Origin of the sequence: Psychrobacter halodurans, assembly GCF_017498075.1 — a bacterium.
GTDB classification, from domain to species: Bacteria; Pseudomonadota; Gammaproteobacteria; order Pseudomonadales; family Moraxellaceae; genus Psychrobacter; species Psychrobacter celer.
Window position 1 is genome coordinate 1 of sequence record NZ_JAGBKN010000029.1, and the last position, 20,885, is coordinate 20,885.

General features: G+C 48.2%; 15 protein-coding genes and 1 tRNA gene. 5 read left to right on the top strand and 11 right to left on the bottom strand.

Translation table 11 applies throughout. The features are described from left to right. Positions 1–111: 111 nt before the first annotated feature. On the bottom strand, positions 112–1,692 hold the full coding sequence (gene rimO, locus J3491_RS10580) for a 30S ribosomal protein S12 methylthiotransferase RimO (RefSeq protein WP_207970189.1): 1,581 nt from the start codon (positions 1,690–1,692) through the stop codon (positions 112–114). 134 nt (positions 1,693–1,826) lie between these two features. Between rimO and J3491_RS10585 the strand changes: the two genes are divergently transcribed. From J3491_RS10585 to J3491_RS10595, 3 genes are all read left to right on the top strand, one after another. Then, positions 1,827–3,206, top strand: a complete 1,380-nt coding sequence (locus tag J3491_RS10585; protein ID WP_207970190.1) for a two-component system sensor histidine kinase NtrB — start codon at positions 1,827–1,829, stop codon at positions 3,204–3,206. A gap of 66 nt (positions 3,207–3,272) precedes the next feature. Continuing rightward, complete coding sequence (locus J3491_RS10590) at positions 3,273–5,081, top strand: sigma 54-interacting transcriptional regulator (protein ID WP_207970191.1); 1,809 nt, start codon at positions 3,273–3,275, stop codon at positions 5,079–5,081. Between the two features lie 216 nt (positions 5,082–5,297). Beyond that, a tRNA-Leu gene (locus tag J3491_RS10595) sits at positions 5,298–5,382 on the top strand. A 240-nt stretch (positions 5,383–5,622) separates the two neighbouring features. Here the strand turns inward: J3491_RS10595 and J3491_RS10600 are convergent. Then, positions 5,623–6,618: a serine/threonine-protein kinase gene (locus J3491_RS10600; RefSeq protein WP_207970192.1), complete on the bottom strand. Its 996-nt coding sequence runs from the start codon at positions 6,616–6,618 to the stop codon at positions 5,623–5,625. 218 nt (positions 6,619–6,836) lie between these two features. Between J3491_RS10600 and J3491_RS10605 the strand changes: the two genes are divergently transcribed. Further along, positions 6,837–7,814, top strand: coding sequence for an ATP-binding protein (locus J3491_RS10605; protein ID WP_207970193.1), 978 nt, complete (start codon positions 6,837–6,839; stop codon positions 7,812–7,814). 14 nt (positions 7,815–7,828) lie between these two features. Here J3491_RS10605 and J3491_RS10610 read toward each other — a convergent pair whose 3' ends face one another. The 8 genes from J3491_RS10610 to J3491_RS10645 all read right to left on the bottom strand — a co-directional run bounded on the left by J3491_RS10610 (position 7,829) and on the right by J3491_RS10645 (position 18,163). After that, positions 7,829–8,947 (bottom strand): ribonuclease Z, encoded by a 1,119-nt coding sequence (locus J3491_RS10610; protein ID WP_207970194.1) that lies wholly within the window; start codon positions 8,945–8,947, stop codon positions 7,829–7,831. A 31-nt stretch (positions 8,948–8,978) separates the two neighbouring features. Next, positions 8,979–9,236 carry a hypothetical protein gene (locus J3491_RS10615; RefSeq protein ID WP_207970195.1) on the bottom strand — a complete coding sequence of 86 codons (258 nt, stop codon included), beginning with the start codon at positions 9,234–9,236 and terminating at the stop codon, positions 8,979–8,981. Between the two features lie 105 nt (positions 9,237–9,341). Next, the gene (locus tag J3491_RS10620; protein ID WP_207970196.1) at positions 9,342–10,010 is read right to left on the bottom strand and encodes a glutathione S-transferase; all 669 of its coding nucleotides are present in this window, start codon (positions 10,008–10,010) and stop codon (positions 9,342–9,344) included. A 231-nt stretch (positions 10,011–10,241) separates the two neighbouring features. Next, entirely contained in the window at positions 10,242–11,312 is a 1,071-nt protein-coding gene (rarD, locus tag J3491_RS10625) for an EamA family transporter RarD (RefSeq protein ID WP_207970197.1), read from the bottom strand. Between the two features lie 476 nt (positions 11,313–11,788). Beyond that, the gene (rarD, locus tag J3491_RS10630) at positions 11,789–12,859 is read right to left on the bottom strand and encodes an EamA family transporter RarD (protein WP_100749173.1); all 1,071 of its coding nucleotides are present in this window, start codon (positions 12,857–12,859) and stop codon (positions 11,789–11,791) included. Positions 12,860–13,070: 211 nt separating this feature from the next. Next, positions 13,071–15,863, bottom strand: a complete 2,793-nt coding sequence (gyrA, locus tag J3491_RS10635; RefSeq protein ID WP_207970198.1) for a DNA gyrase subunit A — start codon at positions 15,861–15,863, stop codon at positions 13,071–13,073. Positions 15,864–16,165: 302 nt separating this feature from the next. After that, on the bottom strand, positions 16,166–16,345 hold the full coding sequence (locus tag J3491_RS10640) for a YdcA family protein (RefSeq protein WP_075101528.1): 180 nt from the start codon (positions 16,343–16,345) through the stop codon (positions 16,166–16,168). Positions 16,346–16,501: 156 nt separating this feature from the next. Then, positions 16,502–18,163, bottom strand: a complete 1,662-nt coding sequence (locus J3491_RS10645; protein WP_207970199.1) for an alpha/beta hydrolase family protein — start codon at positions 18,161–18,163, stop codon at positions 16,502–16,504. Between the two features lie 264 nt (positions 18,164–18,427). On the opposite strand from J3491_RS10645, the gene J3491_RS10650 reads away from it, so the two are divergent. After that, on the top strand, positions 18,428–19,345 hold the full coding sequence (locus J3491_RS10650) for a methyltransferase domain-containing protein (RefSeq protein ID WP_243456354.1): 918 nt from the start codon (positions 18,428–18,430) through the stop codon (positions 19,343–19,345). Between the two features lie 17 nt (positions 19,346–19,362). Here the strand turns inward: J3491_RS10650 and J3491_RS10655 are convergent, their stop codons facing one another. Then, positions 19,363–20,775 carry an ABC transporter ATP-binding protein gene (locus J3491_RS10655; RefSeq protein WP_207970200.1) on the bottom strand — a complete coding sequence of 471 codons (1,413 nt, stop codon included), beginning with the start codon at positions 20,773–20,775 and terminating at the stop codon, positions 19,363–19,365. Positions 20,776–20,885 lie beyond the last annotated feature (110 nt).

Genomic DNA, 20,885 nt, shown 5'->3' on the forward strand with positions numbered 1-20,885 from the left:
GCCAAACGGTGTCAAATAGCTGACTAATATCTCGATATTATCTGCGCTATTTTCCTTGTTTGACGGCGATTTATCTCATTTTTATCGCCATTTTTGAAATGAGGACACGCCCTAGCCTTGATAGCTGGCAAATAAGTCGTACTCGCTGGCCTCGTCAATGGTGACGGTCAAAAACTGACCAACCTTGACCTGCGCGCTGATGTCATCGACATAGACATGACCATCGATCTCTGGGGCATCGGCATAACTCCGACAAATCGCAATGCCCTCAGCACTATCAATCTCATCGACCAATACCGTTAAGGTTTTACCGACTTTCTCTTGCAGCTTTTGTGCTGAGATGTCTTGTTGTAGCGTCATCAAGCGCTCATAGCGAGATTGCTTCACTTCTTCAGGCACATGACCTGGCAAGGCATTGGCTACCGCGCCTTCGACCTCTGAATAGGTAAAGGCACCGACGCGATCAAGGCGTGCCTCGACGAGCCAATCGAGCAGACATTGAAAGTCTTCTTCGGTCTCGCCAGGGAAACCGACGACGAAGGTTGAGCGAATGACGATATCAGGACAAATCTCACGCCACGCTTTGATACGTGCCAAGGTATTTTCGCTATGCGCCGGACGCTTCATGGCCTTTAGGATGCGGTGACTGGCGTGCTGAAACGGAATATCCAGATACGGCAGTAGCTTTTTTTCGCCCATCAGCTCGACGACTTTATCCACGTGCGGATACGGATAGATATAATGCAGGCGCACCCAGATACCCAAGTCATTTAATGCTTGGCATAAATCATAAAACTTGGATTTGAGCGGCATGCCATTCCAAAAGCTGGTTTTGTACTTCAGATCGAGCCCATAAGCAGACGTGTCTTGCGAGATAATGAGCAATTCTTTCACGCCAGCGTTTTTGAGCGCCAGTGCTTCGTTCATGACATTATCAATCGGACGCGAGACTAAGTCACCGCGCAAGCTTGGAATGATGCAAAAGGTGCAACGGTGATTACAGCCTTCTGATATCTTTAGATAAGCATAATGGCTTGGGGTCAGCTTAATACCCGCTTCATTGATCAGATCTATTTTTGGATCGTAATGGCTATCTACGTCGCGCTTGGGCTTGGGCACATGCTGCGAGACGGCAGTAATGACCTCATCATAAGCATGTGCGCCTGTGACCGATAGCACCGCTGGATGCATCTCACGGATTTTATCCGCTTCTTTTCCTAAGCAGCCAGTAACGATGACTTTACCGTTTTTGCTGATGGCTTCTCCGATGGCATCGAGCGACTCTTGTACCGCTGACTCAATAAAACCGCAGGTGTTAACCACCACCAAATCTGCGCCATCGTAGTCACTTGCGACCTGATAACCATCGCGGCTAAGCTCTGTGATGATCCGCTCGCTATCGACCAGTGCCTTTGGGCAACCAAGCGACACAAAACCGATCTTTGGCGCGGCTTGAACTGGCGCATCGCTCGCAGCTGTACGGGCTACTGTGGCATCGCCACTTTGCGCGATACTGCGGTTTTGATTGTGATTGGCTTTGTGGTGATAGGGCTGAGTACCGTCTGCCTGACTCGTTGACTGCTTTTGCGCAGGCTTAGCAGGATTAAATATAGTGGCTGTGTTTTTTGGAGCAGTAGAAGCTGGCTGTGAAGATATCGTCGTATTTACCGACTCGGTAGAGGTGTTGGGCATGGCTGACCTTGCTTGAGATAAATTGGCTGTGCGCATTGTACGTTTTTTTTATGATAATCACCAGTTTTGCCGCTCTATAGTGTTGATTTATGATTAAATATTGGTAGATTTCTTTTTTATGTTAGGCGTACTTCATGACAGCTGATGTAGTAGTGACAAAACCTGCCCCCAATTTTGCCTTTATGGCTCAGCATTTGTTTACGGCTATCTTGTGGGTCGATGAAAATCTGACCATTACTTGGCTAAATGCTCAAGCAGAGCAACTGCTGGCGACCAGTAGTGGCCGCCTACTGGGGCAATCTATCTTGGCGCTGCTCACTCCAAAAACCTCAACATCGACTTTCAACCCCCCCCTCAAAGATCATCTCAAAACCTATCGCGATACTCACAATTCTAAAAAAACAAAGGATGCCTCTTGCTCCTTGAGCGAGCGCTTTCGGCAAGCCCAAGTGTATCAACAGCCATTTATTGATCACGATCATCTTGTGAGCACACAATTGAACAATCATACAGCGCTGCTGATCGACTATAGCGTGACGCCGGTCATTGATGAGCAGCAGCATGGTTTTATCATTGAGATGTGGGGCAAGGATCGCCAAAGCCGTATCTCAGAGGAGCAGCGCCAGCAGCAGCAATATAACGTCGCGCGTCAGATGCTACGCTCGGTCGCTCACGAAATAAAAAACCCATTGGCCGGTATTCGCGGGGCGGCGCAGTTGTTGCAGCGGCAATTTATCAAGTTCAGTGAGGGCGGTTTTTTTGCTGAGGCAGCTCTCACTCAGCAAAGCGCTGCCAGCCCCCATCCTGATAAACAAAAAAACGCGGCAAAACTGCGTAGCTACACCGATATCATCATCGCAGAGACCGACCGTCTGACTCAACTTATCGGTCAGTTTCTTGGCTCCCATCAGCTACCAAATTGGCAAATGCTCAATATTCATGAGCCGCTAGAGCATGTCTTGTCTCTAATCGTCAACCAATATCCACAGGTAACGCTACAGCGTGATTATGATTTATCACTGCCTGAGCTCTGCGCTGATAAGGATCAGTTGATTCAAGTATTTTTGAACCTCATTAATAATGCTTGTGAGTCGATGACTGAGTTTGAACAAACGCTACAACAGCATAAAATCTCAGAGTCTCAAGAAACACCACAAGCTACCATGCAAATGGATAGCAGTTCTACTTATCAGCCCATACTGCATCTACAAACACGAGTGGTCTTTCAGCACACCATCGGCAGCCAGCAGCACAAACAAGTTTTGCAAGTAACCATAACCGATAATGGCTCAGGCATAGATGCCGATCTCATCGGCCAGATATTTTTTCCGATGGTCACCAGCCGCGCAGCAGGCACGGGTCTAGGGCTGTCTATTGTCCAAGATATCATCAGCCGCCATCATGGTATGATCGATGTCAGCTCCGCCCAATCGAACACCCATCACACACGCCAAACTCAGTTTGCCCTGTATTTGCCCTTTAGCCAGCCAGACCTTACTATAAAAACCTCATAACAATCCTATGATAACCTCATGACAACCAATACGCCCTCTGACGTTATCGCCCACTAGGCCCAAGATATGACTGAGTATAATGACAACCGCGCTTTACATGACCATCAACCCTCAAGCGATCAGCCAATACCTGCTCAAACAGACAAGCCCAGCAGTCCTATCGCTGCTACGTTATGGCTTATCGATGATGATGCCGCCCTACGCCTGATATTGGCCGATACCTTTGAGGATGCAGGACTCACTGTGATTAGCTTCACGCAAGCGCAAGCGGCATGGACACGCCTAAATGATATCTTGCAGCAGCAAGCACCTGCAGACCAGCTCCCTGATGTGATATTGACTGATATTCGTATGCCTATGATGGATGGTCTGTCCTTTAGCGACTGGGTACATCAGCATTTCCCTCAGCTGCCCATCGTCATTATGACGGCGCACTCTGATCTAAGCTCTGCCATCAGTAGCTATCAGACGGGCGCGTTTGAATATCTGCCCAAACCCTTTGATTTAGATGACGCGGTGACAACGATTTATAAAGCCATTCATTATCAGCCCCATACCGATGTTAAGACAAAAAACACCAGAAAACCCGCTGTCAAATCAGATGCGACGCCCAACGAGCCCAATAAACCTACTGAGCCGACTGGCCATACAAACCAAGCACCCAAAACCTCATCAACCACCGCGCCGATCAAACCAGCTGCTAAAGAGACATTCCCGACACCACCCGCCGCGACCGACAACCCCAGCGGCATCATCGGTCAGTCACAAGCGATGCAAACGGTGTTTCGCGCGATTGGCCGTTTGGCCCACTCTCCCATCACAGTGTTGATCACAGGCGAGTCAGGCACCGGTAAAGAGCTGGTCGCCAGCGCCCTGCATCAGCATTCACCGCGGCGACAGCAGCCTTTTATTGCCTTAAACATGGCAGCGATTCCGCATGATTTAATCGAATCTGAGCTATTTGGTCACGAAAAAGGCGCGTTTACGGGGGCGACGACCACACGGCAAGGGCGGTTTGAGCAGGCCACTGGTGGGACGCTGTTTTTGGATGAAATCGGTGACATGCCCTTTAGTACGCAGACACGTTTGCTGCGAGTATTGGCCAATGGCGAGTTTTATCGCGTTGGTGGCCAGCAGCCTGTCAAAGTCGATGTGCGTATCATCGCCGCCACTCATCAAAACTTAGAAGCACTGGTCAAACAAGGTAAGTTCCGCGAAGATTTGTTTTATCGCCTTAACGTCATACGCTTGCCTCTGCCGCCCCTACGCACACGCCGCGAAGACATCCCTGCCCTCGCCAGCTACTTTATGCAGCGCGCCGCCAAGCAGATGAATACTGCCAAAAAACATCTGCATCCAGCAGCACTGCAAGTCATGCAGGCATTTGAGTGGCGCGGTAATGTGCGGCAGCTCGAAAATGTCTGCCTGTGGCTGACCGTGATGGCCACCGGTGACACGGTTATGGTAGAGGACTTACCACCAGAGCTGCTCGATAGTGTGCCAGCGGATATAATGCAGCAACCACAGCCAGCTCATGCAGCGCGCTCATCCCAAATCCCGCCGCAGAACGATATAAATACCCAAGGGTCGATCGACTCTGGCGCTACTAGCCCCAATCCACCTATAACGATGCAGACCGACTGGCAACAGGCTCTAGCCGCATGGGCAAAGCAGGCGCTACAGACCGGCGAAACCGACATCTTGCAAACGGCGATGCCTGAGTTTGAACGCGTACTACTCACCGCCGCCCTCAACCATAGTGGTGGCAAAAAAATAGCGGCGGCCCACCTGCTAGGCTGGGGACGCAATACATTGACACGCAAATTGCAGCAACTAAACCTCACACCAGCACAAGATCAAAATAAATATCACTAAAGCGTCAAAAAAACCTAAAATAAAATTCCTTTTATATCACCAACTTATGAAAAACATGAAAAATAATTGCTAAAATATCGAAAATAATTGCAAATAGGGGTTGCCAAACAATTTAAACTCTATATAATAGCCAACCACTGAGACGCACTACCGAATCAGTTAACTATTTCGATAGCATTTGAGTTCACATGCTTTTGATGATAGAGTAACGAAAATGGGGCTGTGGCGGAATTGGTAGACGCACCAGATTTAGGTTCTGGCGCCGCGAGGTGTGAGAGTTCGAGTCTCTCCAGCCCCACCATTTTCGGATAGTACATCTTAGACCAAATATTAAAACCTGCCTTGATGCAGGTTTTTTTGTGCCTGTTAGCTTTTATGCTTGCTAATTAACTTTTATGCTTGCTAATTAAAACGTCCCTACTCAACGCCAAGCATCGAAGCTATTATCGAAGTATAGCAGCTTCAGTATTTAGCGCTCAGCGTTTGCTCCACTCTATACTACGCTTTATTTATCAATACTCTTCCCTAACCGACCTCTTCTTTAATCCCATATACGTCTTAACGCCAAAAGTATCTGCGCCATGCTTTGATACCTTTTCTCTACCCGCTTTGCCAATGCTTGATCTATAATAGGTTGATAATGGCGGTATGCTGGCGGTAGCCTTGGAATTGGCTGCTGGCAGTGCTGGACTGCCCATGTCTTGAGCGGCTCACGACTTTGTTTATCAATCTGTAACGGCCGCACCCCCACCAATATCTCATACAACATAATCCCAAACGCATAGATATCGCTCTGCACCGATGCGCCGTGTCCTTGCCAGCGCTCAGGAGCCAAATACGCCGGTGTACCCGCAGGATTGCCTATAGTTGACGCTTCCACACGAGTGGCCAAAGCAAAATCAGTTAATAACAAGTCAGTCTTGAGACTGCTATCATCCGCCTGACTTGACAAAAAATGAAGTGGCGACAAATCATCTAGCAAGATATTACTAGGTTTAATATCATTATGCAGCCAGCCTGCGCGATGCAGCTGCGCTATTACTTGTGCCGCTTGCATGATAAGCTGATGCTTTTGACGGGCGTGCAGCGGCCGCTTTAGATACTGTGATAGACTGCCGTTTTTATAATATGGCATCACCACAGCGATGAGCGCTGACGGCGGCGCTGCTATGTGCAGGCGTAACTCATGATGCGCCAGTAGTGGCGGTGCCACGCGCTGATATGGCGTTAGAGCAGACAGCGCGGTGATGACGCCGTACTCATAAAAGACACCGCTAGATACCGCTTGAGCGCTCTGCTGACAATGATGCTCGCTTAATTGCCATTTTAGTAGCACTAGGCCAAACTGTGAGTGCATGGCACGGCTCAAGCCCTGATAGTCGCCTGCGTACACGCCGATGCGCAAGTGCGATACCTGACGATACTGCAATTTTACCAATTCTTTTGTCAGTACAGGCAATATCTGCTGAGCATGAGCCTGCCATACTGGCGCTGTCTTCGCTTGTTTTAGCGAGGAATTACTGGCGTTGTTTTTCATGCTAAAGTAAGGCCTTTATTTAGAATTACTTTATATTTGTATATCGTCATTTTATATAGCCAACCCAACATAAAATTGGCACACTTGATGTCATATGTTACTGGTATTCATTTTGCGCAGCATCTGCCGGCGTAGGCACAGCACGCAAGAAACATAAATACCAGTAGGACGGTACCTATTTTCGTTAATATTTTTCCTGTTATAAGCGACCCAGTATTATGTCCCAGTCTTCCACATCCGTTACAAATTATGCCCTGCCAGAGCCGCTATTAAAGTTACTGGGGCAGTATCTGCAAGAGCAAGTCACACCAAAGATCGATATCAATCCTCAGCAGCTGGCCTATCGCTGGGTCGGTGGTCACCGCGGGCGCTTGGAGCCTTTGGCAGTCAATTTGTTTTTAAGTCTAGATGATTTGCATGGTATCGATACGCAAAAGGCAAAACTGGTGCAAAACACACGGCAGTTTTTAAAGGGCTATCCGGCCAATCACGTCTTGATGACAGGGACTCGCGGCGCAGGGAAATCATCGCTGATTCGAGCGTTGCTACAAGCCTACCATAGCGAAGGGCTACGTATTATTGAAATTGCCCGTGATGACCTGCGGGTGCTTGATAAGATTCGCGCCGCCATTAATGCGCTGCCAGCGGATTGTGGTTGTCACTATGTGGTGTACTGTGATGACTTGGCATTTAACGGTCAAGATGAGAGTTATCGGACATTGAAGAGTGTGTTAGACGGCTCGCTGGATTCAGAGCAAGACAAGCTATTGGTCTATGCCACCAGTAACCGCCGTCATCTGTTGCCACAACTTATGAAAGACAATGTCAATATCTATAACGGCCAAACCGATGAAGTCAATCCTTATGAAACCATTGACGAGACGGTATCGCTGTCTGATCGCTTTGGGCTTTGGTTGTCCTTTCATCCCATGGATCAAAACACTTACTTACACATCGTTCGCCATTATTTATCGCTTTCACCAAATCGCAATCTACATAATGCGAATGACGTTAAAGAAAGTGATGTTAATAAAGTTAATGTTGCAACAGCCAATAATGCGCTACCTGATAATATCAGAGCAGCGGCATTACGCTGGGCATCAGAGCGCGGTGGACGTTCAGGACGAGTGGCGTATCAGTTTAGCCGCTACTGGATAGGACAGACACAATTGGCAGCTGAGGACAGTCAGTCTTAAACACCGGCTACAAGTCATTTTTTATGAGCGCGTGCAGAACCTAAGTACTGCACGCGGCTACCCTCTTCTTCGCCTATCAAATCAGCTGAGCCATTCACCATATATTGGTCAAAATCTGCTGCCAACCATAGATTGCCTGCATAAGCACTTTGGGCATCCAAACGAATATGCGCCATGTTCGGCGTACTACTCTGTGGGTTATCAAAGCTTTGATAGCGAGCGCTAAAATGGGTCAAAATTAGATTCTTAACCTCATTGTTTTGAGCGAACCTACCTACCAGCTGTGCGCTACTATGCATGGGATCAAAGTCTGGGTTTTTTGCCTGAATCTTATTTAACACCTCATGGGCATAAGTGGCTTCATGCACCAGTAAATCTGCATCAACTACCGCAGCGCTTAGGCGCTCTGGTGTATCATTATCGCCTGCAATCACTACCCGAGTACGTTGGCTGTCATTATCGACATAATCTGCTGAATAAAGCGTGCGTCCGTCTTCGGTCACAACATCTTCGCCCTGTTGCAGTCTGCCCCACAGCGCGCTTGCAGGAATACCTGCTGCTGTTAATTTATCGGTATTGAGCATGCGACGGCTGATGGTTTCAGTCATCGCAAATCCATAAGAGGCGACACGATGTGATAAAGGGTGAATATCTATAACCAGCTGATGTTGGTGATCTAAATTGATAGTTACATCACCTTTGTACTCATCATTTGGCTCAGACAATACATCTTCTATCGCCATAAAATTAATGGCAAACGGAAAGTACAGCTCAGTCGTTACCGTAATGGCTTCAAGCAGTGTCGCTATCGCTTTTGGCGCAATAAGCGTCAGCGCTGCAGTACGTCCTGACATGGCCGCACTCGCCAGCAATCCTGGCAAACCATAGCAATGGTCGCCATGCACATGAGTAATACAAATGGCTTGCAGCTGATGTAGAGATAGCTTGGTATGTAACAGTTGCTGCTGTGTGCCCTCACCGCAATCAATTAAAACCCAAGGACGCGACTTTTTGTTTTGCTGTCGACTTACCCCCGAGTTATAAGGATTGAGGCATTCTATCGCGAGCGCTGTGACGTTACGCTGCTTGGTTGGCACGCCAGCGGAGGTACCCAAAAAGGTGAGCTTTAACATAGACGCCCTCTTTTAACTAAATCCTTATCTACTATAATGACTGGCATAGCATGGTTCTTTGACCTTCAATCATTCTACCGCCATTGGCCGTACATTCATTGACCATATTGGACTCATAAGATTTCCAGCCGCCATAAAAGCTGGCAACACACAAAATCACCACCAGCAGCTTTTGTGACCACGCTTTGATAGATACTTGCTGGCGATTCATCTCTGCCGCCTCTATATGCTGTTTGGCTGCAATCTCACTGTCAGTCGGTGTCCTATTGGGCCTCTTCAAGTCTGTCATTTCTTATCCTAAAAAAGGTTTTGTCTATATATAAACAAAACCTTTTATGTTAATTTTAAATCAATAATTAGAGCGTATCCTAATCGTTGATACCATTCGCTTTGTTTAGAATTTTAAACGCCCGCCTTTTTCTTCGGCACGTTTAAACGCCTCACGCTCTTCGCAGCGTTTTAGCCAGTTTAAAATATTGGTGTACTTACTGCTATCCAAACCAGAGCCTGCATTGGCTCCGACGACGGCAAGATGCATCTGAATATCAGCGGCGCTAAACTCACTACCCGCAAACCAATGATTGTCCTGTAGGTGCTGCTCCATCATGCCCAGCATACTATCTAGGCTGCGGCTAATCATGTTTTTTTCCACTTGGCTTTGAATTTTTTTGCTGACAGGTTTGATGAGCATCGGCGACTGCTGAACGACTTTGCTAAACACCAAACGCATCACTAGCGGCGGCATCAACGATGCTTCGGCAAAGTGTAGCCAAAAGGTATAAGCTTCCCACGCCGCTTCGTTGTCATCAGCAGGTTTGAACTGCTTGTCGGTATCATAATGCTTGATTAAATACTCGATGATAAACCCTGACTCAATCAGCACGCGATCGTTGACCTCTAGCATTGGTGCATGACCGATTGGATGCACTTCCTTTAAGCTATCAGGCGCACGATACGCTTTGTTGCGCTCATAGCACGTCAATTCATAATCGGTGTTTAGCTCTTCTAACAGCCAAATAATACGAAACGAGCGTGAGTTTGCTAAATGATGAAGATGTAACATAAACCGTCCTAGTTATTATGTGAGTGAGCAATAGTATATAGGCAAAGTGTCCTGCGCCTGACGCGCTTGGCAGTAGCGGCGTTTGTCCGTGACAGCGCTTGGCGTGCATACTGCTCGATAATAGCGCAATTCATCTGTCATTAACACACAAACTGTAGCGCACACGGGCAAAAATTATGGCTAAAAGACCATGGCTAACAAGTCAAGCCTATCACCCGATAAATGATCGCCTTACTTTGAATGCAGCTGCTCTATCTTGCGCGTCATTTTATCTATTTTTTGCTGATATTTTCTAATTTTACGAAAGCGATGAGCCGCAAGCACCCCTTCGATACGGCGGTTGGTCAGGCGGCGACGCGGCGGGAAGCTACCGACTTGTGGCTCATTGTAGCCATGCAGACGATCATCACGGCGACGCGCTCTATAGCCAAGCGCACTATCAGCAATCATGATCAGTAGCGCGACAAAAATCATGCCGTACATAAATAATGAGCCGCCCTCATTGATACTTTGGTGCAGTATCGTAATCGAAAAGATAAACAAAAAAATCGGCTCAAGATAGCATAGCGTGCCAAACAATGAGACGGGCAGCTTTTGACTGGCGACCATGGTCAGCGACATCGCCGCGGTGCTGATGATACCCAGCAGCGGCAACAGATACCAAAATTTATCGGTAGTGATCGCCAGCGCAAACCCGCCACTCATATACAGGGCGATCATCACCACTGGCGTCAGCAGCACCAAATCAGAGATAAGGCCGGTGATGGGCGGTACTGCCAGCTTGCGACGCAGCAGATAATAAGGCGGATAACCCAGACAGACAAACAATGTCGCCCAAGAAATCGCGCCATACTGCCAAACATCATACGCGATGCCCAGAGCTGCACAGATGGTGGCAACCCATTGTAGCGGCGTCATCGCTTCATTATAAAAAAACCGGCCCACCATGATCATAATCATCGGGTACAAAAAATACCCCAGTGTCACCTCAAGCCCCAGATTATTGACTGGTGCCCACATAAATATCCAAATCTGGGCGCCCAGTATCGGCGTCGGCAAGATAAATAAAAACCACTCTTTGGGTGTTTTTAGGGTTTTTAGATAATCAAAGATATGCTGCCACTGTTTTAATACACTGACCAGTAGTACCAAACTCAGCAGCATCATCAGCACACGCCACGAGGCCACTTGCGTCCCAGATAGCGGCTGCATCAACAGACCAAATAAAAACAATAATGAGTATAAAAAGTTTGCTGCCACGGCAGCGATGGTGCCCTGCGACGTTTGGGTGGTGGTGAGCATAAAAACAGCCTTTTGAGATAAGCGCACGTCCTTGGCAATTTAAAAAAAAACAAAAGCCTCAGACGCGGACGTCGGAGGCTTTTGTCTACAAGACCTGTTGTCTATCTCATTGTACACGCAGGTTGTACGTCGCCAATCATGCTAAAACCCTTCGGTGTTAAAAGCAGGCTAATACAATCATCTGTCGTTACATACCACAAGATAAACGCTTGAAATGACTCATACTTATATCATAGCCAGCATTATGTCAAAGTCAGAATAGATAAGCAATACATCCACTTAACGAGTCTTTGAATTTTTATATATCCGATCTACTTTCAAACAGGTGCCGTACTACTGAAATGGATTTTATGCCGCCTCTGGCGTGATGAAATCACACAGCAAGCAAAGAAAATTTATACCAGTAGCGCCTGACACATAGTATCGTGCATGCCAGTTTTATTTAGAAGCGACTATATCGTTACGAGTTTGGGGCTTTATTTGGCATCTAACTGCTCTATTTTTCGCTGGATTTTATCCATTTTTCGCTGATAACGGCGTATTTTACGAAACCGATGCGCTTTTAGTGCGCCATCAATACGGCGATTTATCAGGCGGCGACGCGGTGGAAAACCGCCTACTTGTGGCTCGCGGTAGCCATGCAAATGATCGCTACGGCGACGACTCAGATAACCTATCGCACTATCGACAATCATCACCAGCAGCGCTGCCGTAATCATGCCATACATAAACAATGAGCCTCCTTCATCCAAGCTCTGACTGAGCACGGTGATGGACAATACAAACAATAGCATAGGCTCGATATAGCTAAGCGCGCCAAATAGCGACACGGGCAGCTTGCTACTGGCCAGCATCGTCAGCGACATCGCCAGTGCACTAAAAGCGCCTAGCAATGGCAATAGATACCAAAACTTCATATTTTGCGCCGCCATACTAAAGCCGCCACTGGCATAGAGCATCAGTAGCACCACTGGCGTCAGCAGCGTCAAATCAGACAACAACCCCGTAATCGGTGGCACAGCAATCGTCCGCCTGAGCAGATAATACGGCGGATAGCCCAAGCATACAAACAGCGTCACCCACGATACCGAGCCGTATTGCAAGATATCATGACCAATACCAAAAGCCGCTAGTAGCGCCGCTGCTCCTTGCAGCAGGCTCATCGGCTCACGATAAAAAAAGCGACCAAGCACGATCATCACCAGCGGCAATAAAAAATACCCCAAAGTGACATCAAGGCCATAACCGTTCACAGGTGCCCACATAAACAGCCAAATCTGCCCACCCAGTATCGGGGTTGGCAGTATAAATATCAGCCAGTCTTTGGCGGTTTTGAGCGTTTTTAGATAATCAAAAACATGCTGCCACTGCTTGCTCACACTGACCAGCAGCACCAGACTGAGTAGCATCATCAACACACGCCATGACGCCACTTGCGTGCCCGTCAAAGGCTGCATAAATAACCCAAATAAAAACATCATCGAAAATAAAACGCTCGATGATATCGACGCGATAGTCCCCTGAAAGGTTTGATTGGTCGTCAGCATAACAACAGCCTCAATTTAGCACTTTTTAGGTATAAGTAAGTATCATTCAAAGATCAGCATAAACAGTGGTCATAAAAGATAAAAAGGATTATCAAAGACAACATCCTATAAACGATAAATGACATCCAAAAAAAAGCCTCCAACGATAACGTCAGAGGCTTTTTCTAGAGCAAAAATGCCAAACTAGAACAAAAGCGAACTACTGAAACCGTTATTTATCGTCGGTATTGTCACCCTCAGTATTTGTCTCATCTAATACAGGATCGTTGGCAATATCGATCACATCGTGAACGTCGGTCACCGCATCGATATCGATTTGCGCTTGGCTTGCTACCTCAAAAGTGCCGTCTTCACGCATGGCATCGACCAGCTCATCGTCGCTCTCTTCGTGCTCAACCCGCGCCATCGCCACCAGCTTTTCTTCTTTTGATAGGCGAATCAAGGTGACACCTTGGGTATTACGACCAGAGCTGGCCACATGCTCAACTGGCGTGCGCACGAGCGTACCTTTGTCCGAGATTAAAATAATATCGTCTGTAGGGTCAACCTTGGTCGCTCGCACCAGTGCACCATTACGTGCGCTGGTTTTGATGGCTATCACACCACCGCCACCGCGGTTTTGCGTATTAAACTCGTCGATAAAGGTACGCTTACCAAAGCCGTTTTCACAAGCGATAAGGATTTCGCGTACATCATCTTCGATAACGACTAGTGATTTGATAAATTCATCATCAGCCAAACGCATACCGCGTACACCTTTGGCAGTACGGCCCATGGCGCGGGCATCGTTTTCATCAAAACGAATGGCTTTACCACTCGATGCAAATAGCATCACCTCTTGGCTACCGTTGGTGATACGGGCGCTCACCAGTTTGTCACCGTCTTCTAGACCAATGGCAATCAAGCCATTTGAGCGGATATTGGCAAACTGCTTGAGCTCTACGCGCTTCACCGTACCATTGGCAGTGGCAAAGAAAACAAACGGCGGCTCGGCCTCATTGCTACTCTCTGATTTATCATCATCGCCATCGCTCACAGTGTTGCCAGACAGCTCTTCGACGATTTTTGGAATAGGTAAAATGGTGGTGACGGTTTCGTCAGCATCCAAACTGATGAGATTAACCAATGGACGACCGCGCGAGCCGCGGCTGGCAATCGGCACTTCAAACCCACGTAAGCTAAAGACGCGGCCGCTGTCCGTAAAGCACAGCACGGTCGCATGCGTCGAGGTCACCACCAAGTGATCTATCACATCGTCTTCTTTCATGGCGGTTGCCGACTTGCCTTTGCCGCCGCGTTTTTGCGCCACATAGTCATCGATAGGCTGAGTCTTGGCGTAGCCGGTGCGCGAGACAGTCATCACGACAGTCTGCTCAGGGATGAGGTCTTCACGGTTAAAGTCCATACGCGAATCGATAATATCGGTACGACGCTCATCCCCAAAGTTATCACGAATCTCGATAAGCTCATTAGAGATGATACTCATCAGCTTATCAAAATCACCAAGAATCGACTCTAAATGAGCGATTTCACGCAGCAAATCTTGGTACTCTTCGGTCAACTTGTCTTGCTCAAGTCCCGTCAAACGGTGCAGCTGCATGTCTAAAATCGCATTGACCTGCTCAAGTGATAAGCGATAGCGCTCCTCACCTTCGATCAGACCAAACGGCGCTTTCGGGTCTTCGCCTTCGATAAATTCAGGACGCACAGACTGGCTACCAGCTGCTGTTAGCATCGCCACGACGCTACCGGAGCCCCATGTATTATTTAATAAGCTCTCGCGTGCCAAGCCGCGGTTGGCTGAGGCTTTGATAGTAGCGATGATATCGTCGATATTGGCGAGCGCAACGGTCAGACCTTCGAGCAAATGACCACGGACGCGCGCTTTGTTTAGCTCAAAAATCGTACGGCGTGTCACCACTTCTTGACGGTGACGAACAAAGGCGGCTATCAGCTGACGCAAAGTTAGCAGCTTCGGCTGACCATTATCCAGCGCCACCATATTGATACTAAAGCTCGACTCTAGCGGCGTTTGTAAAAACAAATTATTGACAATGACTTCAGCCGTCTCGCCGCGGCGCAAGTCAATGGCGATACGCATCCCTTCCTTATCCGACTCGTCACGAATCTCGGTGATGCCCTCGATTTTTTTGTCTCGTACCAGCTCGGCGATACGCTCAATCAGTTTGGCTTTGTTGGCCTGATACGGCACTTCGGTAAAGACAATACGCTCGCGATCACGGTTGACACCGGTGTCACTCATCGGCTCGATATGATAGCGCCCACGAATATGCAAGCGGCCTTTGCCGGTGCGATAGGCATCTAAAATACCCGCGCGGCCATAAATAATGCCGCCCGTTGGGAAATCGGGGCCTGAGATATGCGACATCAGCTCATCAGCTGAGACCTGCGGGTTTGCAGCATAGGCCAGACAAGCATTGATGACTTCTGTCAAGTTATGCGGCGCCATATTGGTCGCCATACCAACGGCGATACCTGTCGCGCCGTTGACCAGTAGGTTGGGAATACGCGCTGGCATCACGCTTGGCATGCGCTCAGAGCCATCATAGTTGTCTTCCCAATCGACCGTGTCTTTATCCAAATCAGCAAGCATCTGGTGGGTGAGCTTGGTCATACGAACTTCGGTATAACGCATGGCCGCCGGTGGATCATCATCGATCGAGCCAAAGTTACCTTGGCCATCGACCATCGGATAACGCAGACTAAAATCCTGCGCCATACGCACGATGGCATCATAGACCGCACTATCACCATGTGGGTGATATTTACCGATGACGTCACCGACCACACGTGCTGATTTTTTATAGGGTTTGTTATAATCGTTTGATAGCACGTGCATGGCATACATCACACGGCGGTGTACAGGCTTGAACCCATCACGCACATCAGGCAGCGCACGTGAGACGATCACGCTCATCGCATAATCCAAATACGACTGCTTTAGTTCATCTACGATGCCAATAGGACTGACCGATTCGCTCATATACACTCCTTCACTCACTTTTTTCTGATGCTGTCATCACTGCTTGAGATGTCTTTGGGTCATACAAAAATACAGCTACCAAAAAATGTAGCCATCATCGAAATATAGACCCCAAAAAACCCCCACTCAGCGCACAAAACAACAAGAAAATAGTGATACGGTTTTTGTTAAAAGTAACGTTTTATAAAAGAAGCTATTTTAGCACAAATTTGCCGTATTAGGGGCATTTGCACAGGATTAAAACCAAGCGAATCAGGAGATTAGCGGTCATTTTTTTGACTCTTTTCTCTATTTTTTGTGTGTCAGCGGCAGATCTTTTTAGACTGACTAATCTTGCCGTTATGACAAACAAATTTGCCATCTTTTGAGCAGTGCGACACCCCGCCCATTTTTCCTGAACAAGGAGTGTTTCGAGCTTGTGCTTGGCTGATGGGCGCAGTGATAATGGCGCAAGCCAGTAGTGATAACAAGATAGATTTCATAGGGTTTCTCTTATTGACGGCTCGTTAAGCGGCATAAAAAACTGCGTCCAATATTATGGACACAGTTTGGTGGATTGTCAGATGATTTATCCGTTTGAGTATCGTTAACCTATTGCGAAATAGCAGCCGTAGTACATGACATAAATGCTGCCGATGTTATGTTGGATTGACTACCGGATTAAAGTTTTGATCAAAAAACGCACGCGTGGCCTCAGTACAGGCTGGACTGACCAGACCGCCATGATAGTTGGTATAAAATGCTATGAGCGGTATATTGCCTTGCGCCTCAGCGTCAGATTTGATCTTTTCTACGCTCTGACTAAAGCGAGTCTGTACGCGGACTCTGACCGCCTCTGCATCCCAAGTATTCATGGCAGCTTGGCCAATCAAGCTCAGGGTCTGCTGATCTGGGCGCTCGTCAGCATTGTCGATATCGACATCGAGCACGGTAACGTTGAGGTTTTTGGCTGATTTTTTTGCCGCTGCTTGCAGTAGCGTGACCATCGAGCCGGTATTGGTATCAAAATAAACCGTCGGGTCTTGGTTGCCGCCGCAAAGCAGTGTCGGCATGGTCGGCACATAGCCGCGCAAATCGTTGTCTTTTAATGCCTTACGTAGAGTGTTTTTAGGCATGGCCGCTGGCAGACCATCGCCGTTCTCTGCCCACAGCCCATCAGGATGTTTGTCGGTATCAGCGACATAGGCGGCACGAAAATCTGTCTTAATCAGATAGTCATTTTCATCATAACCACCCAAGATAGAAAACAGTTTGCCTTGCTCTAGTCCTGCCAGCCTAGGGTCACTGGGATTTTTTTGAAACAGCGCATTATTAGGCAGTTTTCCCGTATCGACTAGCTCACCAAATGGTAATTCATTTGGCAGTTGCGCATTGGCATATTTATCCAAAAATATGTCTGATTTTTTATTATAAATATTGCCATATTTTTCTTGTAGGCCACTGCCAAGTAATGGCGCAAACCTTGAGGCACCGATATTGACGTTACCTCTAAATATCTCATCACCAAACGCTGCTAGCGCATAAGGCCCCGAAGATGGCGCGATGGCTGTCACTGGTTTTTCTTGGGATTGTAGCAATCTGGCCGTTGACATCGTGACATAGCCGCCTTGCGAGTAGCCAGCGATAAATAGCTTGCCTGAATCCGCAATATCACGGTAATTGACCGCATTGGCACGCTTTTGCCGTGCCATGATATCGCGCGCGCTGTCTAGGGCATCGACCATGTCTGTCGACTGCTGCTGAGCCACAAGGTAAGGATGATAATCAAGCGTGGAATCATCATAGCCTGCATAATTGGGTGCGACAACGATATAGCCTTGTGCGGCAAAATTAGCAGCGATTAAGTTGGCTTCGCTTACCGCAGGATTTTGGATATTACCCACTTGCGCAAAGTCATAAGACTTGTCGGTGGTCGTACCATGGGCATATAATAGCAGCGGGCGCGCGCCTTGGCATTCAGGAGCATCGCCCGTTGGCAGCATCAATGCAGCCGTGGCATTGGTATCTTCGTCTGCAGCACCCTTGGTATCATAGCTGACCTTTTCTATGGTAACGCCGCATTTGGCTGCGGGCGTTGCGGTACTACCCAGCCCAAAACTGCTGTCTACTTGAGAGGCGCTAAAGGAGTTGACAAATTCAACAGTGGCTGATGAGACGATATCAACATCATTGTCAAAGTCATTGTCATCGCCGCAGCCGGCCAGCCATATACTACTGGCGATGGCGACTGATAAGACACTGCGCATCGCTATCGGTTTGTGAGTCGCTGCGCGGCCGCGCCGTGAGTGAGGAGTGATCATAATGGCTATCCTTAGCAGTCAAAAGCGGTAAAAAATTGTGAAAAAAAGCGCCATGCGTCCTTGGCAAGTGATGATACATTTATACCGCAAACACTACCGAAAAGCTACCAGAAAACAGACGCAATAGCGCATCACAAGCACCAGCCATACCCGCGTTGAGTATCGACAAGCCTGCTTAGCCTCTCATCCCGCAACCGATGATACCAAGCGCTTAAGCACACTCAACGCCAACAATCACCTTCTACCGATAACAATATGACAAATATGGCAAACGACAACGACCTCAGTCTCAGCGACATGCACGCATCTTCTAAAGTAAAAACCAAGACCACCACTGGTGCCACCGCCAAGCCAGCAGCAGCTCCTCAAAGCCGCAGCGAGCGCACAGATCGCAGCTTTGATGCCATCGCCGATCATTTTGAAAAAAAAGTCTACGGCGGATTAAAGGGTGAGATTAGGCTGGCGGTACTACGCCGTGATATTTTTGAGTATAGCGCCCAGATGCGCCAGCGCCTTGGCCGGCCACTACGTGTACTGGATGTGGGCGCAGGTCTGGCACAAATCGCCATCGAGCTGGCCGCCCAAGGGCACACTGTGGTAATCAATGACATCTCCGCCAACATGCTTGCCAAAGCCCAGGCTCATGCAGCGCAGACAGACACGCCTCTTGATATCACTTGGCATGTCTGCCCTTATCAGGAGCTACCAGCTAAGCTAAGCACAGAAAAGTTAGATGCAGAAAAGTTTGATTTGATACTATGTCATGCGCTGCTTGAATGGCTAGCAGAGCCTGCCGGTGTGATGGATTTTTTTGATCAGTATTTGATGCCCAAAGGCGCGCTGTCACTGTGTTTTTATAACCCAGCGAGCTTTGATTATCGTAATTTAATCATGGGGAATTTTAATTTACTCGACAATAGCGACTATAAAGCAGACAACGTCAAGAGCCTAACGCCCAATCATCCAGTCGCAAAAGAAGAGGTCGAAACTTGGCTCACCGCGCATCGTTATCACGTCATACGCAGCAGTGGTCTACGCGTGTTTCATGACTATGCCCCGCTCAAACGTGGCGGACACACTGACCCCGAGGCGGTAATACGTATGGAGCTACGCTATTCACAACATGAGCCCTACAAATGGCTGGGACGCTACCTGCATATACTGGCAACACGGCAAGCCTAACCTGCCTGCTCGCTTGCTCAGTCTTGCCGAATATCTGCAAACCGCTCTACGCCATCGTACTCTGACCATGTGGTGGCGTTGACGTCCTTTTCATCGAAGACAACCACATGCTCGAGTATGGGCAAAATACCGATGTGTGAGCCTATCTCATGATTGTGGTGGCTGGCGACCAAAGACAATACCGTCTGGCCATTATCCAACTGCAAACGGTATAGATAGTTTGCACCGCGAAACACGCGGCCAACCACCAATGCAGTCTGCGTACTGTCATCGTCATGAATGATGTCATCAGGGCGCACCAGTACCTTGATCGGTGTGCCATTTGGATAATCATACTCACAGTACTGCGGATAGCCGGCTTCGTCGTAGACTTCCATACGGCGATAGATATCACCCAGCGCTGTCTCGACGTGCCCTTCTTTGATGATGCCATCTATCATCGCGCCTTCACCGACAAACTCAGCGACAAACGGACTGACTGGCTCATGATATAGCTCACTTGGCGTCGCCCACTGTACCAGCTTACCTTGATGCATCACCCCAACTTTATCAGCAATAGCAAACGCTTCGTTTTGATCATGCGTGACCAGTATCGCAGTGGTGTTGGTGCGTTTGAGAATATCACGTACACTCATCGCCAGCGACTCACGCAGTACCACGTCTAGATTAGAAAACGGCTCATCAAGCAGTAGTAGCTTAGGTTTTGGTGCCAGCGCTCTTGCAAGCGCCACACGCTGCTGCTGACCGCCTGATAGCTCATTTGGGCGTTTGTCCGCGTGCTCAGTCAAGTCAACCAAATTTAGCATCTCAGCCACGCGGGCTTTTTTGTCGGTGGTAGACCATTTGTTCAGGCCAAACGCGATGTTTTTTGCCACGCTTAGGTGACCAAACAACGCATAGTCCTGAAACACCATACCCATGCCGCGCTTGGCTGGCGCAACGGCAAACGACTTGCGCGCGCGCTTATCTGTCAGGCGTTGATTGCTCAGATAAATACTACCACCGCGGCTTTGCTCAAGTCCTGCAATGGCACGTAAGGCCGTGGTTTTGCCACAGCCACTATACCCCAAAAAACACCCAATCTCGCCCTGCTGTAACGTCAACGACAGACCATCGACGACGATCGTATCATCATAACCTACGATGAGATCTTGGACACTAAAATAAGGCAATTCTGCGCTACCTACTTGGTCTTTTTGGGAATTTGTGTTTTTAACTTTATGGTCTTGGCGGGCATCTATCTTTTGCGGTGCCTCATCGGGTTTTGGTGCATCTTGCTCGACAGCCGCATGTGCCAGATTATGGGCTTTGATAACTGGGGCGTTTTTTCGATGCTCAAGACGCGTCTTGGCTTGTATAGACTTGGCCTTTATACTGCTGGTATGGATAGATTTAGATTCTGATGGATCACGGATTGAATCAGTGTACATAAAAGGTACCAGTTAACGATAAAAAATAAAACCTTGGGCACGCTGCGCGCACATACAGATGAGCGCTAAAAACAACTAAGATCGTACTGTAGCAGGTTTAAAGGACTCAG

Bases quoted from the DNA above. Each gene is read 5' to 3' on its own strand.
- rimO (WP_207970189.1), bottom strand. From the start codon at position 1,692: ATGCCCAACACCTCTACCGAGTCGGTAAATACGACGATATCTTCACAG.
- J3491_RS10585 (WP_207970190.1), top strand. From the start codon at position 1,827: ATGACAGCTGATGTAGTAGTGACAAAACCTGCCCCCAATTTTGCCTTT.
- J3491_RS10590 (WP_207970191.1), top strand. From the start codon at position 3,273: ATGACTGAGTATAATGACAACCGCGCTTTACATGACCATCAACCCTCA.
- J3491_RS10600 (WP_207970192.1), bottom strand. From the start codon at position 6,618: ATGAAAAACAACGCCAGTAATTCCTCGCTAAAACAAGCGAAGACAGCG.
- J3491_RS10605 (WP_207970193.1), top strand. From the start codon at position 6,837: ATGTCCCAGTCTTCCACATCCGTTACAAATTATGCCCTGCCAGAGCCG.
- J3491_RS10610 (WP_207970194.1), bottom strand. From the start codon at position 8,947: ATGTTAAAGCTCACCTTTTTGGGTACCTCCGCTGGCGTGCCAACCAAG.
- J3491_RS10615 (WP_207970195.1), bottom strand. From the start codon at position 9,236: ATGACAGACTTGAAGAGGCCCAATAGGACACCGACTGACAGTGAGATT.
- J3491_RS10620 (WP_207970196.1), bottom strand. From the start codon at position 10,010: ATGTTACATCTTCATCATTTAGCAAACTCACGCTCGTTTCGTATTATT.
- rarD (WP_207970197.1), bottom strand. From the start codon at position 11,312: ATGCTCACCACCACCCAAACGTCGCAGGGCACCATCGCTGCCGTGGCA.
- rarD (WP_100749173.1), bottom strand. From the start codon at position 12,859: ATGCTGACGACCAATCAAACCTTTCAGGGGACTATCGCGTCGATATCA.
- gyrA (WP_207970198.1), bottom strand. From the start codon at position 15,863: ATGAGCGAATCGGTCAGTCCTATTGGCATCGTAGATGAACTAAAGCAG.
- J3491_RS10640 (WP_075101528.1), bottom strand. From the start codon at position 16,345: ATGAAATCTATCTTGTTATCACTACTGGCTTGCGCCATTATCACTGCG.
- J3491_RS10645 (WP_207970199.1), bottom strand. From the start codon at position 18,163: ATGATCACTCCTCACTCACGGCGCGGCCGCGCAGCGACTCACAAACCG.
- J3491_RS10650 (WP_243456354.1), top strand. From the start codon at position 18,428: ATGGCAAACGACAACGACCTCAGTCTCAGCGACATGCACGCATCTTCT.
- J3491_RS10655 (WP_207970200.1), bottom strand. From the start codon at position 20,775: ATGTACACTGATTCAATCCGTGATCCATCAGAATCTAAATCTATCCAT.